We start from the raw sequence: 13,522 nt of genomic DNA, 5'->3' as shown, positions 1-13,522 counted from the left end.
CAGTAAACTGCAACCGCATTAGAGTAAATAAGGTTAGACCGTATGTTGATTACAGAATTGGGCTATTTTGCCTTGCTTACCGCTTTTGTATTGGCGTTATTGCAGGTAATTCTGCCAACTATTGGTGTTATTCGTAACCAAGTTGCTTGGCAACGACTAGCCCCTAGCTTAGCTTGGGCACAGTTTGCCGCCATGATAACGTCATTTGGCGCTTTGATAGCAGGTTTTTATTATAATGATTTTAGCCTCAGTTACGTCGCGCAGCATTCCAATACGCTGTTGCCTTGGTACTATAAATTATCGGCGACATGGGGCGGACACGAGGGCTCTTTGCTGCTATGGATGACCATCATGGCCACATGGTGTGCACTGGTATCATACTTTAGTCGCGGCTTGCCGTTATCAATGCGTGCGCGGGTATTAGTTATTTTGGCCGGTGTACAGTTAATGATGCTAACAATGCTGATATTTACCTCGTCACCATTTGAACGTACCTTACCCAATCTAGCGGTCGATGGCGCTGATTTAAATCCTGTCCTACAAGATTTCGGTCTGATTATTCATCCGCCCATGTTATATATGGGCTATGTGGGTATGGTAGTGCCTTTTGCATTTTGTATGGCGGCATTGTGGGAAGGGCGTTTAGATGCTGCTTGGACACGCTGGTCACGTCCATGGGCGCTCGCGGCTTGGGGATTTTTGACCATTGGTATTGCACTGGGCTCGTGGTGGGCCTACTACGAGCTTGGCTGGGGCGGTTGGTGGTTTTGGGATCCGGTAGAGAACGCCTCGTTTATGCCTTGGCTTGTCGGCTTAGCATTGCTGCATTCATTAGCAGTCACTGAAAAGCGCGGGGTGTTTAAAGCATGGACCATCATGCTGGCTATTTTCGCCTTTGCCTTAAGCTTGCTTGGCACGTTCCTGGTACGCTCTGGAGTCCTTACCTCAGTGCATTCGTTTGCCGCTGATCCGACGCGTGGTTTGGTCATCTTAGCTATTCTTGGCATTATCATCGGTAGTGGTCTATTAATGTTTGCCGTTCGCGGTTGGCGTTTAACCGTTGAAAGCCAATATCAGCTGATTTCACGTGAGTCCTTTTTAGTGATCAACAACGCCATCATTTTGATTGCAACCTTAGTGGTGCTGCTCGGCACCCTCTATCCTATTATCGCTGATGCCTTTGGTTTAGGACAAGTGTCCGTTGGCCCTCCTTATTTTAATGCATTATTTGTACCTTTAACGTGGCTGTTATTAATAGCTATGGGTATGGGCTCAAATATTCGCTGGAAAAAAGACACCCGTCCACTACTGGGTATAGGCATGGTCATCGCCGTTAGTAGCTTAGTATTAGCCGCCGTTATTACTTACTTTGTTAATCCATCGTCTATGCTTAATATTGGTGTGACTTTAGCCGTTAGCTTTTGGGTACTGCTATGGATGGCAGTTGATTTTAAAGATAAAACTAAGAATGCGCCTAATCTTTTTAACGGTTTGCGGCAGTTGCGTCTGAGCTATTGGGGTCAACAGACTGCTCATATTGGCGTACTGGTTGCTGTCATTGGCATAGCCTTTACTAGTAGTTTGAGTATTGAGCGAGACGTAGCAATGGGTATTGGCGATACAGTCAATGTTCAAGGTTACGATTTTGAAGTAACTGAATTTTTTGAAATAAAGGGTAGTAACTTTGATGCAACGCAGGCGCAAGTCGTGGTATCCAAAAACGGTCGTGAAGTGGCGAAACTGACTCCAGAAAAGCGTACTTATATCATTAGCACTATGCCGACCACTGAGGCGGCCATTGATGCTAGCCTAATGCGCGATGTTTATGTCGCACTGGGCGAACCTATTGCCGATGGTAGTAACCAATGGGCATTAAGGATTTATGTAAAACCATTAATTCGCTGGATTTGGTTAGGGGCAATTATCATGGCTCTAGGTGGATTAATTAGCATGCTTGATAAACGATACCGCATCAAAAAAGTTAAAGCTCCGTTGCTAGTTACTGGTAATCTGGCTACTGATAGAGTCAATGAGATAGCTATTGAGCAGTCAATCTCAGCATCGACGATGTCGACACTAAAGGAGAAATAAATGACTATGTCGAATAATACTCCTGAGCAAAAAGATAGCCAAAACAGTAAGCAGCGTAACCCAAAGACAATGAAAAAAAAGCAGACGAAGCTATGGTTCTTAATTCCGCTTATCCTCTTTTTTGGATTAGTAGTGATATTGTATATGCGCTTAGGTAAACCAACAAATATTGTGACCAATACCGCTCTTGAGCGTCCGGTTCCTGCCTTTGAGCTGCCGTTATTAGCAGATACTACCCGTACTATCACCAATGATAATTTGCCAGATAAGCCGTTTTTACTTAATGTTTGGGGCTCATGGTGCCCAACTTGCGTTATTGAGCATCCGTTTTTAATGCAACTAGAAGAGCGCGGCGTTGATATCGTTGGTGTGAATTATAAGGATGAGATTGGTAATGCGCTCAGTTACTTAAACCGAGGCGGTGATCCATTTTCTATGTCTATTCAGGATTCATTGGGTCAGTTTGCTCTAGACTTAGGCATAACTGGTGCGCCCGAAACCTTTGTTGTGGATGGAGATGGCATCATTCGTCAGCATATTGTTGGTGAGATTAATGAAGCCAATTGGCAACAGCGTGTTAAGCCGTGCCTGACCGTACTTAATGAGGCTAATAAGAACAACGATAGTCCTGATCTCATTCAGGTTGAGGAGATGTGCAAATGAACGTTACTCGAATAAGAGCTCCTCAACTAAAACCCAATATAGTTTTAAAACTAGCAAGCTTAATACTAGCGTGTCTGCTTAACATGACGGCAAACGCAGCTATTGACGTATACGATTTTGACTCACCACAGCAAGAAGCTCAGTATCGTGGATTAATAGAAGAGTTTCGCTGCCCAAAATGCCAAAATCAAAACCTTGCAGCCTCTGATGCACCGATTGCACAGGATCTAAAGCAAAAAGTCTATGATTTAATTAAAGATAGACGTAGTGATGCTGAAATACGCGCCTATATGCAAGAGCGCTACGGTGACTTTATTAGCTACAAGCCGCCTATGCGACCATCGACATGGATCCTATGGTTTTTTCCACCACTATTATTGCTCGTCTTAATCATCGGCTGGTTTTGGCAAAGTAAGCGTCGCCAAGTTGTCGCCCGTGGCCAAAACGGCGTTACAGTGAACAGTACTGCTGCCTTGACCTCTGCGGAAAAGGCTGAGCTTGATCGTCTATTATCGCAAGCTGAGAATGTCGACCACGATATTACTAGCCTAGAGGACAAAAAATGACCCTATTTTCTACTTTTGGCTTATTTGTAACTCTAAGCTTGCTGATTGCTCTTATATTTGCGCTGATTGCTATTATGCCATGGCTACGAGCACCGCGTTTGCAGTCCAAACCAATAGACAATCAACTGCTAGATATTAATGTTGCAGTATTTCGCGAACGTTTAGCTGAGCTACAAACAGATAAAGACAGCGGTACTATTAATAATAGCCATTATCAAAATCAAAAGCTGGAGCTTGAGCGTCAGCTATTAGATGCGCAGCGTCAGATAACACCTATGGTCACCCCTGATGTCAAAAGCCGTTTAATTGTCGCAGCTTGGATCCCAATATTGGCTGCAATGGCGTATTTACTAATAGGCAATCGTACGCCCGTGTTTGATTTGTGGACAAGCGAGGACAAAGTAGGACAAGTGGCTGACGACCTATTGACAGCTAAAATTGACAAGCCGCCATCATGGGCGTTTGAAGATGGTCGTCAACTGATTAGCGCCATGCAAACCAATGTTCATCGTAATGCTGATGATCCTAATCGCTGGATGCGCCTATCCGAGCTTTTCTTATCTATGGAGGCGACTGACTCTGCGTTAGAAGCCTTATCGCGTGCCTATCGTTTAGCACCTGATAACGAGGAGATTGCTACTACTTATGCTCAGACTAGTTTTTTTGTTAATGAAGGTCAGTTAGACGCTAATATTCGCCGTGTATTACAAGCTATATTAGCTAAAAATCCGCAACATGAACGGGCTCAAATGCTCATGGCAATGGGTGAGACTCGTAGTAGTAACTTTGCCCAAGCGCAAGGTTGGATTAAACGCTTACAAGGCAGCATTGTGGCCAAACCAGGTGATCATACTAAAGCTTTAGCAAGCTTAGATGAGTTAAGCAACTACGTTAGCACGCAAGAAAAGCAAGCGCTAGAAGGTATTGACGTGACAGTGAAAATTAACGCTAATTTATTACCGTTAGTGAAAGCTGATGATGTGTTGTTTGTTGCGATACGTGAAGTTAAAGGAGGTCCACCGTTTGCCGCCAAACGTTTACCCATTAGTATTATCAAGCAAGGTGAGGCCAGTATCCGCTTAAGCAATCTTGATGCGATGATGCCAGATCGCACGTTAAATTCAGCTCGTAGTGACAAAACTCAGTTAGCAGTCGTTGCTCGTATTAGTCATAGCGGTAATGCCATAGCAGAGTCAGGCGACTTATCGGGTAATCCTATAGTGATTAGCGCTGAACAGACTCAGGTTAATGTTGAAATCAATCAACAGATTCCCTAATAAAAAATTATTACCGTAAGTTTCATAACACCAGAGCGGTAAGTGGCGCCGTTTATAAAAGTGGCGCGATTAATAGTCGTATACCAAAAACATATACGTTTAACATTGTTCATTGTATAAACACAGATAAAGAAAACAACTATGACTGAATCTACCGACAGATTAGATAGTACTAAATTGAATAGCGTTGAATCGGCTAGTACTAATATTGCTGACAATAAAGTACCTATAGCTGTGAGTAGTACTCATCAATCGATTGACTCTAAAACCATGAATCATACGCCTAAAGCTATGTACGTGACTTCAGGCAACTCGATAACACCTAAAGGTAAGTTGGATAAAATGCCAAAAATGGTTGCCAATGGCAGTCGCGCTTTTATCTGGTATTTGTTGGCGATAATGGTATTAATACTTGATCAATGGACTAAGTGGTTGGCCCAAACCAAATTAGCGTTCAATGACCCCGTACCGGTCATTGAACCATTTCTCAACTGGACACTCGCTTATAACTATGGGGCAGCATTTAGCTTTTTAGCCGACGCTGGCGGTTGGCAGAAATGGTTTTTCTCAGGCTTAGCTTTTGTAATGGCTATCTTTTTAACGATTTATTTAATCAAAGCGCCACGTACAGCCAAGCTATTGTCTATGGGGTTGGCCTTAGTGCTTGGCGGTGCGATTGGCAACTTAATCGATCGTTTAAGAATTGGCAAAGTGGTTGACTTTATCCATGTGCATTATGCTGATGTCTGGAATTATCCTATTTTCAATGTTGCAGATATAGGTGTCTGTGTCGGTGTCGCATTGATTATAATTGACATGATATTTTTAGAAAGTAAGCGTAATAAATAAGCACATTGATGCCGATTATCACAAACAAAATGAACTAGCGTCGTAGTCACTCTATACGGAAAAATACTTTTTATACTTGAGTATGTTTATAAAATGTGAACTGGAAGGTAATGTATGACTGGTATAGGTACTCACTCATTTTAGGTCTTAAAACCCAATACTTAAAAGCTCTGCGTAGAGCCATTATTATAGAGACATTGAATAATCCATAAATTCTTTATTGATAATAACAAAAGGAAAATATAGTGTCACAGGCTCAGCCAACTATTGAAAAAATTCACAGCCTTAGAAAAAAACAAGAGACCGCGTTAAAAAGTCTTACCCTTATAGGCTACCTAGAAGGCACCTCTTTCTTATTATTGCTCTTCATCGCCATGCCACTAAAATATATGATGGACATTCCAGAAGGTGTAAAATATATCGGTATGGCGCACGGTGTACTATTCATTGTCTATATCGTAGTACTTGTAGGCACAGCTATCAAAGTAAAAATTCCTCGTTGGGCAATACCTGCGGGCGTACTCGGATCACTCTTACCATTTGGCCCGTTCATATTTGATCATTTACTAAAAAAGAATCTACAAAAAAGCGTAAGTAAAGAAGCCTAGAACAAACCCTGCTGCAAGCATGCCTTATTGCTCAAAATTGCTTTCTCTGATTGAATCAGAAGTCGCCATGACTCAGATGGCGACAAATGAATAACATCGAGCAGAAATTACTCACAAAAAAAATTCATTTTAAGCCCAGTATGGATGATTCAATACTCTACTCGTTTTTCCAACTTATCTTACACGCTATCGACCAATCCATATCGTTTAAAAACTAAATAGGTTTTGTCATCCGCGATGGATTTCCTGTTATCGTAGGGTATACCCTAGCGGAACCACATAAAAAGCCCCAAAAACTAATTAATAGACCACTTAAAACAGACTGGTATAATGGAACCACTTATAACAGACTATTTTAGGTGTTTATGTTTATTAGAGCGTATCTACGAGCGTCTACCAAAGAACAAGATGCTAAGCGTGCCAAAAGCGAACTTATAGCATTTGCCAAAGATCATGGCCACAAAGTTGCCGCCTTCTATGTCGAAAACGAATCAGGCGCAACTTTGATACGTCCGCAGTTAATGCAGCTGATCGATGATGCCCACGAAGGCGATGTGATTTTGGTTGAACAGATTGACCGCTTAGCACGTTTGAACCAAGCTGATTGGGATACTCTCAAAAGAATGCTATCAGAAAAAAAGCTGGCAGTCGTATCAAAAGAACTGCCGACCTCCTATATGGCGCTTCAGCCAGAGAGCAGCACTGAATTTATGAGCAGCATATTGCAGGCCATCAATTCGATGATGCTTGATATGCTCGCTGCTATTGCTAGAAAGGACTATGAAGATCGACGTAACCGTCAGATGCAAGGTATTGCTCGTGCTAAGGCTGAAGGCAAATATCCTGGACGTAGAAAAGACACTGAGAAGCGTAAGATTATCGCTAGTCTGCTAAAATCTGGACATAGCTACTCCGAAATACAAGCTACGGCTAAGTGCTCACGTCAGCTGATAGCTATTATAGCTAAAGACACGAAGTAATACTCAAATACTCAATATATATCATCTTTAATTGACTTTAAAAATCACAAAGCTATATTGCGCTTAGTTTTCTTTACCGTCGAGCCACGCTATAAACACCCAAACTGCACCTAACAGCACGCACAAAATGGCTGCTGATATAAACATCTGTGACCATAAGTCGTACACATAGACGATTGAAGCGATCAAACATAAAGATAAAAAACCTGCGGTCATGGCGGTCATAGTCGCAGGTGATTGCGACATGAAAACAGAATTTCTTTTAATGCTTGTTAATGTCGTTTTCATATCTTTAGCTGTTACATCTGTAGAGTTTTTGACGCTCTGTAAAGCGCTGTTATGCATTACTGCGACTTGCTTTAGCTTACTTAAATCTTCGTCATATCTAGTATTAGCGTCTGCGCTTGCGGTGTTGAGTTTGTCGATACTCTCAAGCAATGCTGTGTGTATTGTTGTCATGTTGCTTTCAAGCTTGTCGTTGATCTCTTTTACTTGTTCGTTGTGATTGCTAATAGATAATTTTTTATGCTCAATCAATTTCTCGATTTCATCATTAATCTTGCTCTCAATAAACGGCTCAATATTAGTAATAACTTGCGCTATTTGTGCGCTATACTCGCGCTTTAAATCAGTTTGCGTTAGTTCTTTAACGCCCTCTTTTAGCAGCTTTAGCGCCTTGTTTTCAGCCTCCATAAAGAACAGGTTATTTAATCTTACTCTCTCTTTTAATCGGTGAACAGCGCCATCTAAATCATCAATCTTACCGTCTATCTTATTAATACTTTTATCAAGCTTTTTGTCTATATTATCGCTTGCTTTGTCGCCCAAATTTATCAGCACTGGAAGCACTTGCTTTAACGCTATGACGATCTTTTCTATGTCGTCATGTAGTTGTTGATCGCTCATTTTTATCTCTCTTATAGTCGCGGTGATGAATAGCTGTTAGCTCTATCAAGCTTTTGCTGTGCTGCGTTCTGTATCTGCTCCAGCTGCGGTAGTAGCTCTTTGATTGTTTCGTTGTTCTGCTGTAGTTTAATGACTTCATCAAACTTGTCATTTAGCTGTTCGATGACTTCAATTTTCTGCTTGTTGTCTGTCATCTTATTAAGCTCATTGATAAAGTTTTTAGTATCGTCTTTAGATAATTTTTTAGTGCTTTCTAAGTCTGCTTGTCTTGATTCTTGCTGTAGCTCTGTTATGTTCTCAACTCGCTGTAAAGCGTCTAAATTCATCGCTGTTGCTGTTAATTTTTCAGCGCTATCTATAAGCTGACCAGATGCGCCAATAGACTTAAAATTAAGATCGTTTATTACCTCATCAACACGAACAGAAAATGTTTTAAACCTATCTTTATAAGCTTTGATTTGCTCCGATTTTTGCTGCTCTCGTTGTTCCTGCTCTGCTTGTTCTTTAAGCGCTGCTTGGTGTCTATCATCAGCTTGTTTTTTAAGCGCTGCTTGTTCCTGCTCTTTGATTAATTGAGCTTGTAGGGCGTCTGTTCTGCGCTGCCAATCATCAACTTTCTCAGGGTTTAGCTGTGTCGTTTTGGTCGTTATTATCTCGTTATATAAGTCATCATCTTGCTCAATAACAGCTTCTTGAGCGTCTAGTAGATTTTGGCGTTTTGTATATGACGGCTCTAAGCGCTGATAAGTTTTAGAAGCAGTATTGACTTGCTCTTTTAGTGCTTTTAGTTCTGTATCTGTTGTCTCTTTATAGACGCTAATAGAAGTCATTAGATCATCAAGCTGCTGCTGTGTCTTATCGCTTATTTGCTCTGCTTTAATCTGCTTGAGATTTTCGTATTCTTGCTCAAGCTGTTTAATGCTCTCAACATCATAATCAGCGAGTCTCATAAACTTGTTATAAGTATCAATATTGTCGGTTACTTTTATAGCGCCTAAATCATTAAATCGCTCTTGCCACTCATCGCCTTTTACCTCTTTTTCTATCAATAATTCATTGATTTTTTCAATGTCTTTAGCTACTTTTGCTAATAGTTTAGTGAAAGGCTTATCAAGTATTTGAAGCTTTTTGGACTTAGCTATTAAGTCGTTATTAATTGGTATAATCTTATTAAGTATTAGCTTATTTTTTTTGGTCTGTTCATCTATAGTGGATAAATTATTTTTTATCTCTAAAACGCTTTGCGTTGTCTGCTGTGTTTCGTCTTGTCTGAACTGCTCTAATAACTTGACTGATTGCTTGATTGCTTCGTTCTCGTCATACGTTCTAATTAATGTAATGCTACTTTTTATTGTCTTTATATCGTCTGTTCGATCAACGCCAAGATCAGCTAATTTTTTGGGTAATGTTTGATAGTTATTATTGAGTGTGATTACGATTTTTGCTTGTTCTGATAATACGTCTTGTAATGTATTTATAGTGGATAATAAAGCGCTGCGCTCCGTCTTTTTCTTAGTCTCAATATCATCAGCTAAGCTCATAAAGCTATCTAAGATATTAATATCATCTTGCTCTTTTTGTAGCTCATTGACGGGTACTTTAAAAGCTATCTTATTCAAGTCAATACTTGCAAAAGGTTTGCGTTTTTTATACTCGACTTGTACGCCTTTGAATTCTTGAATATTGACTTCATCGTCAATGCGTCCGTCATCGTTGTAATCAATCTCTAAATCACTCTCTTTAATGTACTTATTTAAGTCATCTATAGTCTCGTTATACTCGTTAATTACTGACTTCTTACCCTTTAATATGTCTCTGTATAATGATTTACCAAGTTTCATTTTTGGAAGCTGATTAATGCCTTGCTCTCGATAAGACTTGTCAGTTATTTTTAAGTTTTCAGGTAGCATTTCATTAGCGAGATCAGCCCACAAACTGCGCTGATATTTTAGCTCGTCACCTCGTCCGTTTAACCCTTTACTCAATCGCTCACCTGTCGCCCAAAGACTCCAATTTTTGCGCTTAGATAATGAGTAACTATTATCGTCATTTGCTAATATTTCTCTACTTGATAATAAAATATGTGCATGATAATTATCTTTAGTTATTTCTAAAATCTGACCGTCTTTTTCTTGCGTGTGCGTGTGCGGTTTATGTATATTTAAATCAACTAAAACATTGTAGCGATCAGCAAGCGTCTGACTATATTTTTCAACTAATTCTATACGCTTATTTTCATCTAATCCGATAGGGAACATGACATCAATCTCAACGCCAAGCTGCGCCTTTTCTGACTTTTCTATAAGCTCTATATCATTCCAAAATTGTTCTCTTTCAACTTCAACAGTGCTAGCTTTTTTTGGTAATATTAGAACAGAATAAGCGACATTCTTTTCTATAGTTTTCGTTGTTTCGTTGCCGTTTTTATCTATTAGTTTGATTATTTTTTCAGTAGATTTTGAGCTATAATCATGTGTCTTATTAGTCTTTTTATCGACTAATTCAGAACCTGAATTATAAGCAGATTTAGCAATAACGCTGTCATCTTTTCCTTTGCTAACAGGGCTGACACTCACATGATAACCTTGCCTATTCATTGCCTTTTCTCCGTATGCTATGCTTTGGCTTTTGACCTCGTAGAGCGAACCGATGGAGTTTATGATAAAAATAGTACCCCTTGCGGGTCTTTTATCATAAACTCCTAAGTTCGCTCTTACCAGAGAGGGGAAATACAACTGCGTCCACAAAAAGCCGTGGTCTTGTGCATTTAAAAATTGCTAAGCTTATTATTAAATGATATATTAGGTTATTATTATAACATCAAAAAAAGGAATTGGTTATGTCTCTAATTGAAGATAGTTTATTAACTGATAAATTAGATGCTGTTAAACAAGCACAGAACGCTTTAAACGATGAGAAAAATAACTATTATATCGTACTTGGTGAATGGCTTGAGAACGCTTTACAATCTGATAATAAAGATATTAAAGATTTCTTTGTAATAGAAGCTGAAAACACTAAATTTCTAAAGCGTAAAGCTGATCGTGTAATAGCTAAAAAAATAGCAGATAAACTACAAGCCGTTAGTAAAGTGAAGTCTAGCGATCACTCTAAAAGCTTTGAGCATAAAAACAGTGATGATGTATTGACTAATAGCGGTCAACAAAATGCTAACCTAATATAGTCTAATTAGCACTTATTTAGCGATCATAGCCTTGTATAACCTGATTGATGCTAATGTATCATTCAATGCTCTATGATCGCCACAATCGACACTTAGACGCTCACACGCATTAGCTAAGCTTATATAGTAATGTTGATTAAATTTTCTCATAGCTAAATACATCAAGCAATTAGTTGATCTTGGCTCTAAATTAAAAGTATTAGTTGCCGAATTTTTCATCTTTTCAATATCAAAGTCAGCGTTGAATATATATAAATCTCTGTCTTTTATGAGCTTTGAAATTTGGTTTTGCATCTCTTTAAATTTTGGCATACTCTCAATTTCAGATTTCTTTATGTTGTTCACTTCATAAGCATCATAACTTATATCGCGTTTAGTATAGATTAGCGTGTCAATAATAACGGTGTTGTTTATATCAACTATAGCGATCTCTATTACTTCATCTTTTGCGCCTAGTCCTGTTGTTTCAGTGTCTAAAAACAGAGGTATAGTAGGGTCGCTATTTAGTAAATACTCGTCAATGCGATTAGCGATTTCTTGAGTTATTTTATCTGCTGATTTTCTGCGCTTTTTATCTGCCTTTTCATTCTTTCTCTTAGTCTGCAAAGATTTTTTTGCTGCTGCTTTTCTTATTCGCTCCGCTTGCTTCTTTTCTCGCTCAATCTCGGTTGCTGTTTTTGGTCGATATTGGAAAGGAAAAAAGAAGTGCTTTTCATAATCGTCACGCTTACCCCAATACAATCTGTGAGGTTCGTTCAAGCTGTATTCTTGTTTGAATTTAAGATTGTTTTGACGCATATACTTAACAAGCTCGGACTTATTGAATAAGTGGCTGGTAATGTCTATCTGTAGTGCTTTTTCAACGTCTGCAAGATTGCCTATATGCTGTAATATCTGTTCTCTAGCTATTACCTTTTTAGCAAGATATTTTAGCTCATTAGCTATATTAACAGGGCTAATAGGGCGGTCAAAGTCATCTTTAAAATCATCAAATTTAAGCTTTCTGATTGCGTGTAAATCAATGTTAGATTTAAATTCACGATTGATAGCATTAACGCCCTTCGCTGTCACCTTGATGCGCTTATCATTCTCCAAGCTGTCAGCGATACGCTCAAGCTCCTCACAAGCCGTCAATAAGCTTTTATTGAGCTTTATTTTTGGCTTTTCGACTTGCTTTGTTTTGCTGTTCCTTTGAATTTCTATACTCATTTTTCACCTTTATTTTTTAGCAGCTGTTTTGCGAGCTGTGGTAGTTTTTTTGCTTTCACTCTCTGCGATTTCTGCTTCCGTCTGCTGTGCAAGCTCAAAGCTATCAACATCACTCGATAGCTGTTTGTTTTGTTCTTTGAGTGTTGCGATTTCGCCAACATAACCATCATGTTTAGCTTTTAAGCTCTCAAGCTCTGCGCGTAGTTGCTTGTCGCTCTTTTCATAGCCTTTTATCTCACCGCTAAGCTGTGCAATTTGCGTCAGCTGCTCGTTACTCTTGGCTTGTAGATCGTCAATTTGTTTAGTTGACTTTTCAAGCTCCGATTTTTGCTTATCGACTTGCTCTAGCAATGTTGATTTTTCAGCTTTAGCTTTCGTTAGATCGGTCGTTAGTTGTTGATTACTAGCTTTAAAATTAGCGTTATCACTCTCTACGCTCTCAACGTCACGTTTTAGCGCTTTGTTGTCGTTGCTTGTTTGCTCGACTTTATCGGCTAGATCCGCATTAGATTTTTCAAGCTCCATCTTGTCAGTTTTAAGCTGCTCATTCTCTTTATCTGTTGTCTCAATATAGCTCTCTAGCTCTGCTACTTCTGAATTTAGATTTTTGACTGTCTCGTCATGTGCGGAACGCTCTAAATTAAGCGTTTCGTTTGCCTTTTCTTGCGCTTGACTGGTGACATTGACAAGTAAGTCAGTGACCATCATTTCAAGCTCACCTAGAACCGATTTTTTTAATTCCTCGTCAACCGTAAATTCAGCCGCTTTTTTCTCGCTCGGCTCTCCAGCTGCGGCTTTGTTCTCGCGCCATGACTTCAATGCAGGTTTGATGGAATTGTACGAGTAACCGCCCTCCCCTCTGATCGCTTCATACGTTGGTTTAATGTCTTGATCGACAAGCACATTGATAGTGTTGTGAATATTTTGCTCTAACTCTTTTGAAATACTCATTGTCTGTAAGCCTTATATAATATGGTCATGATCTGTTTCTTAAACTTAATGATAGCATAATAATAAATGATAGCAAGTAATATTATCATACTATGATAATATTACTTGCTATCATACTATGATAATATTACTAAGTATAAAAAAAACGCTTACAAGGTCTTTTGTAAGCGTTTCTACTGATGTTTTCGATGGTGATGTACCTAATCGGCCTTAAAACTGCGTAGTGATAAAACTAGGG

The 13,522-nt window shown here is 39.4% G+C and carries 12 protein-coding genes; 8 read left to right on the top strand and 4 right to left on the bottom strand.

The features are described from left to right. Positions 1-42: 42 nt before the first annotated feature. The 7 genes from IOD06_RS13130 to IOD06_RS13100 all read left to right on the top strand — a co-directional run bounded on the left by IOD06_RS13130 (position 43) and on the right by IOD06_RS13100 (position 7,034). Positions 43-2,091, top strand: a complete 2,049-nt coding sequence (locus IOD06_RS13130) for a heme lyase CcmF/NrfE family subunit (protein WP_068330380.1) — start codon at positions 43-45, stop codon at positions 2,089-2,091. 6 nt (positions 2,092-2,097) lie between these two features. Continuing rightward, positions 2,098-2,754, top strand: a complete 657-nt coding sequence (locus IOD06_RS13125; RefSeq protein ID WP_227670064.1) for a DsbE family thiol:disulfide interchange protein — start codon at positions 2,098-2,100, stop codon at positions 2,752-2,754. Continuing rightward, on the top strand, positions 2,751-3,320 hold the full coding sequence (locus tag IOD06_RS13120; RefSeq protein WP_045455801.1) for a cytochrome c-type biogenesis protein: 570 nt from the start codon (positions 2,751-2,753) through the stop codon (positions 3,318-3,320). The genes IOD06_RS13125 and IOD06_RS13120 overlap by 4 nt, the downstream gene beginning before the upstream one ends. Continuing rightward, positions 3,317-4,597, top strand: coding sequence for a c-type cytochrome biogenesis protein CcmI (gene ccmI / locus IOD06_RS13115; protein ID WP_045455805.1), 1,281 nt, complete (start codon positions 3,317-3,319; stop codon positions 4,595-4,597). The genes IOD06_RS13120 and ccmI overlap by 4 nt, the downstream gene beginning before the upstream one ends. 141 nt (positions 4,598-4,738) lie before the next feature. Continuing rightward, the gene (gene lspA, locus IOD06_RS13110; RefSeq protein WP_045455808.1) at positions 4,739-5,446 is read left to right on the top strand and encodes a signal peptidase II; all 708 of its coding nucleotides are present in this window, start codon (positions 4,739-4,741) and stop codon (positions 5,444-5,446) included. 275 nt (positions 5,447-5,721) lie between these two features. Further along, the gene (locus tag IOD06_RS13105) at positions 5,722-6,054 is read left to right on the top strand and encodes a DUF3817 domain-containing protein (protein WP_041753506.1); all 333 of its coding nucleotides are present in this window, start codon (positions 5,722-5,724) and stop codon (positions 6,052-6,054) included. 365 nt (positions 6,055-6,419) lie between these two features. Further along, on the top strand, positions 6,420-7,034 hold the full coding sequence (locus IOD06_RS13100) for a recombinase family protein (RefSeq protein WP_194621227.1): 615 nt from the start codon (positions 6,420-6,422) through the stop codon (positions 7,032-7,034). A gap of 63 nt (positions 7,035-7,097) precedes the next feature. On the opposite strand, the gene IOD06_RS13095 is transcribed toward IOD06_RS13100, so the two are convergent. Then, positions 7,098-7,862 carry a hypothetical protein gene (locus tag IOD06_RS13095; protein WP_194621226.1) on the bottom strand — a complete coding sequence of 255 codons (765 nt, stop codon included), beginning with the start codon at positions 7,860-7,862 and terminating at the stop codon, positions 7,098-7,100. Between the two features lie 89 nt (positions 7,863-7,951). Beyond that, positions 7,952-10,537, bottom strand: a complete 2,586-nt coding sequence (locus tag IOD06_RS13090) for a MobA/MobL family protein (protein WP_194621225.1) — start codon at positions 10,535-10,537, stop codon at positions 7,952-7,954. Between the two features lie 242 nt (positions 10,538-10,779). Here IOD06_RS13090 and IOD06_RS13085 point away from each other — a divergent pair, with 242 nt between their 5' ends. Then, positions 10,780-11,124, top strand: coding sequence for a hypothetical protein (locus IOD06_RS13085; RefSeq protein WP_194621224.1), 345 nt, complete (start codon positions 10,780-10,782; stop codon positions 11,122-11,124). A 12-nt stretch (positions 11,125-11,136) separates the two neighbouring features. On the opposite strand, the gene IOD06_RS13080 is transcribed toward IOD06_RS13085, so the two are convergent. Together IOD06_RS13080 and IOD06_RS13075 are read right to left on the bottom strand one after the other, a co-directional pair. Beyond that, the gene (locus IOD06_RS13080) at positions 11,137-12,333 is read right to left on the bottom strand and encodes a 3'-5' exonuclease (RefSeq protein ID WP_194621223.1); all 1,197 of its coding nucleotides are present in this window, start codon (positions 12,331-12,333) and stop codon (positions 11,137-11,139) included. A 9-nt stretch (positions 12,334-12,342) separates the two neighbouring features. Then, positions 12,343-13,284, bottom strand: a complete 942-nt coding sequence (locus IOD06_RS13075) for a DNA-binding protein (RefSeq protein WP_194621222.1) — start codon at positions 13,282-13,284, stop codon at positions 12,343-12,345. Positions 13,285-13,522 lie beyond the last annotated feature (238 nt).

This window comes from Psychrobacter sp. N25K4-3-2 (assembly GCF_015351755.1).
GTDB lineage: Bacteria > Pseudomonadota > Gammaproteobacteria > Pseudomonadales > Moraxellaceae > Psychrobacter > Psychrobacter glaciei.
This window is presented reverse-complemented; position numbering and strand designations above follow the sequence as displayed.

What these genes read in the sequence shown, in the direction of transcription:
- IOD06_RS13130 (WP_068330380.1), top strand. Translation starts at nt 43, where the DNA reads ATGTTGATTACAGAATTGGGCTATTTTGCCTTGCTTACCGCTTTTGTA.
- IOD06_RS13125 (WP_227670064.1), top strand. Translation starts at nt 2,098, where the DNA reads ATGTCGAATAATACTCCTGAGCAAAAAGATAGCCAAAACAGTAAGCAG.
- IOD06_RS13120 (WP_045455801.1), top strand. Translation starts at nt 2,751, where the DNA reads ATGAACGTTACTCGAATAAGAGCTCCTCAACTAAAACCCAATATAGTT.
- ccmI (WP_045455805.1), top strand. Translation starts at nt 3,317, where the DNA reads ATGACCCTATTTTCTACTTTTGGCTTATTTGTAACTCTAAGCTTGCTG.
- lspA (WP_045455808.1), top strand. Translation starts at nt 4,739, where the DNA reads ATGACTGAATCTACCGACAGATTAGATAGTACTAAATTGAATAGCGTT.
- IOD06_RS13100 (WP_194621227.1), top strand. Translation starts at nt 6,420, where the DNA reads ATGTTTATTAGAGCGTATCTACGAGCGTCTACCAAAGAACAAGATGCT.
- IOD06_RS13090 (WP_194621225.1), bottom strand. Translation starts at nt 10,537, where the DNA reads ATGAATAGGCAAGGTTATCATGTGAGTGTCAGCCCTGTTAGCAAAGGA.
- IOD06_RS13085 (WP_194621224.1), top strand. Translation starts at nt 10,780, where the DNA reads ATGTCTCTAATTGAAGATAGTTTATTAACTGATAAATTAGATGCTGTT.
- IOD06_RS13080 (WP_194621223.1), bottom strand. Translation starts at nt 12,333, where the DNA reads ATGAGTATAGAAATTCAAAGGAACAGCAAAACAAAGCAAGTCGAAAAG.
- IOD06_RS13075 (WP_194621222.1), bottom strand. Translation starts at nt 13,284, where the DNA reads ATGAGTATTTCAAAAGAGTTAGAGCAAAATATTCACAACACTATCAAT.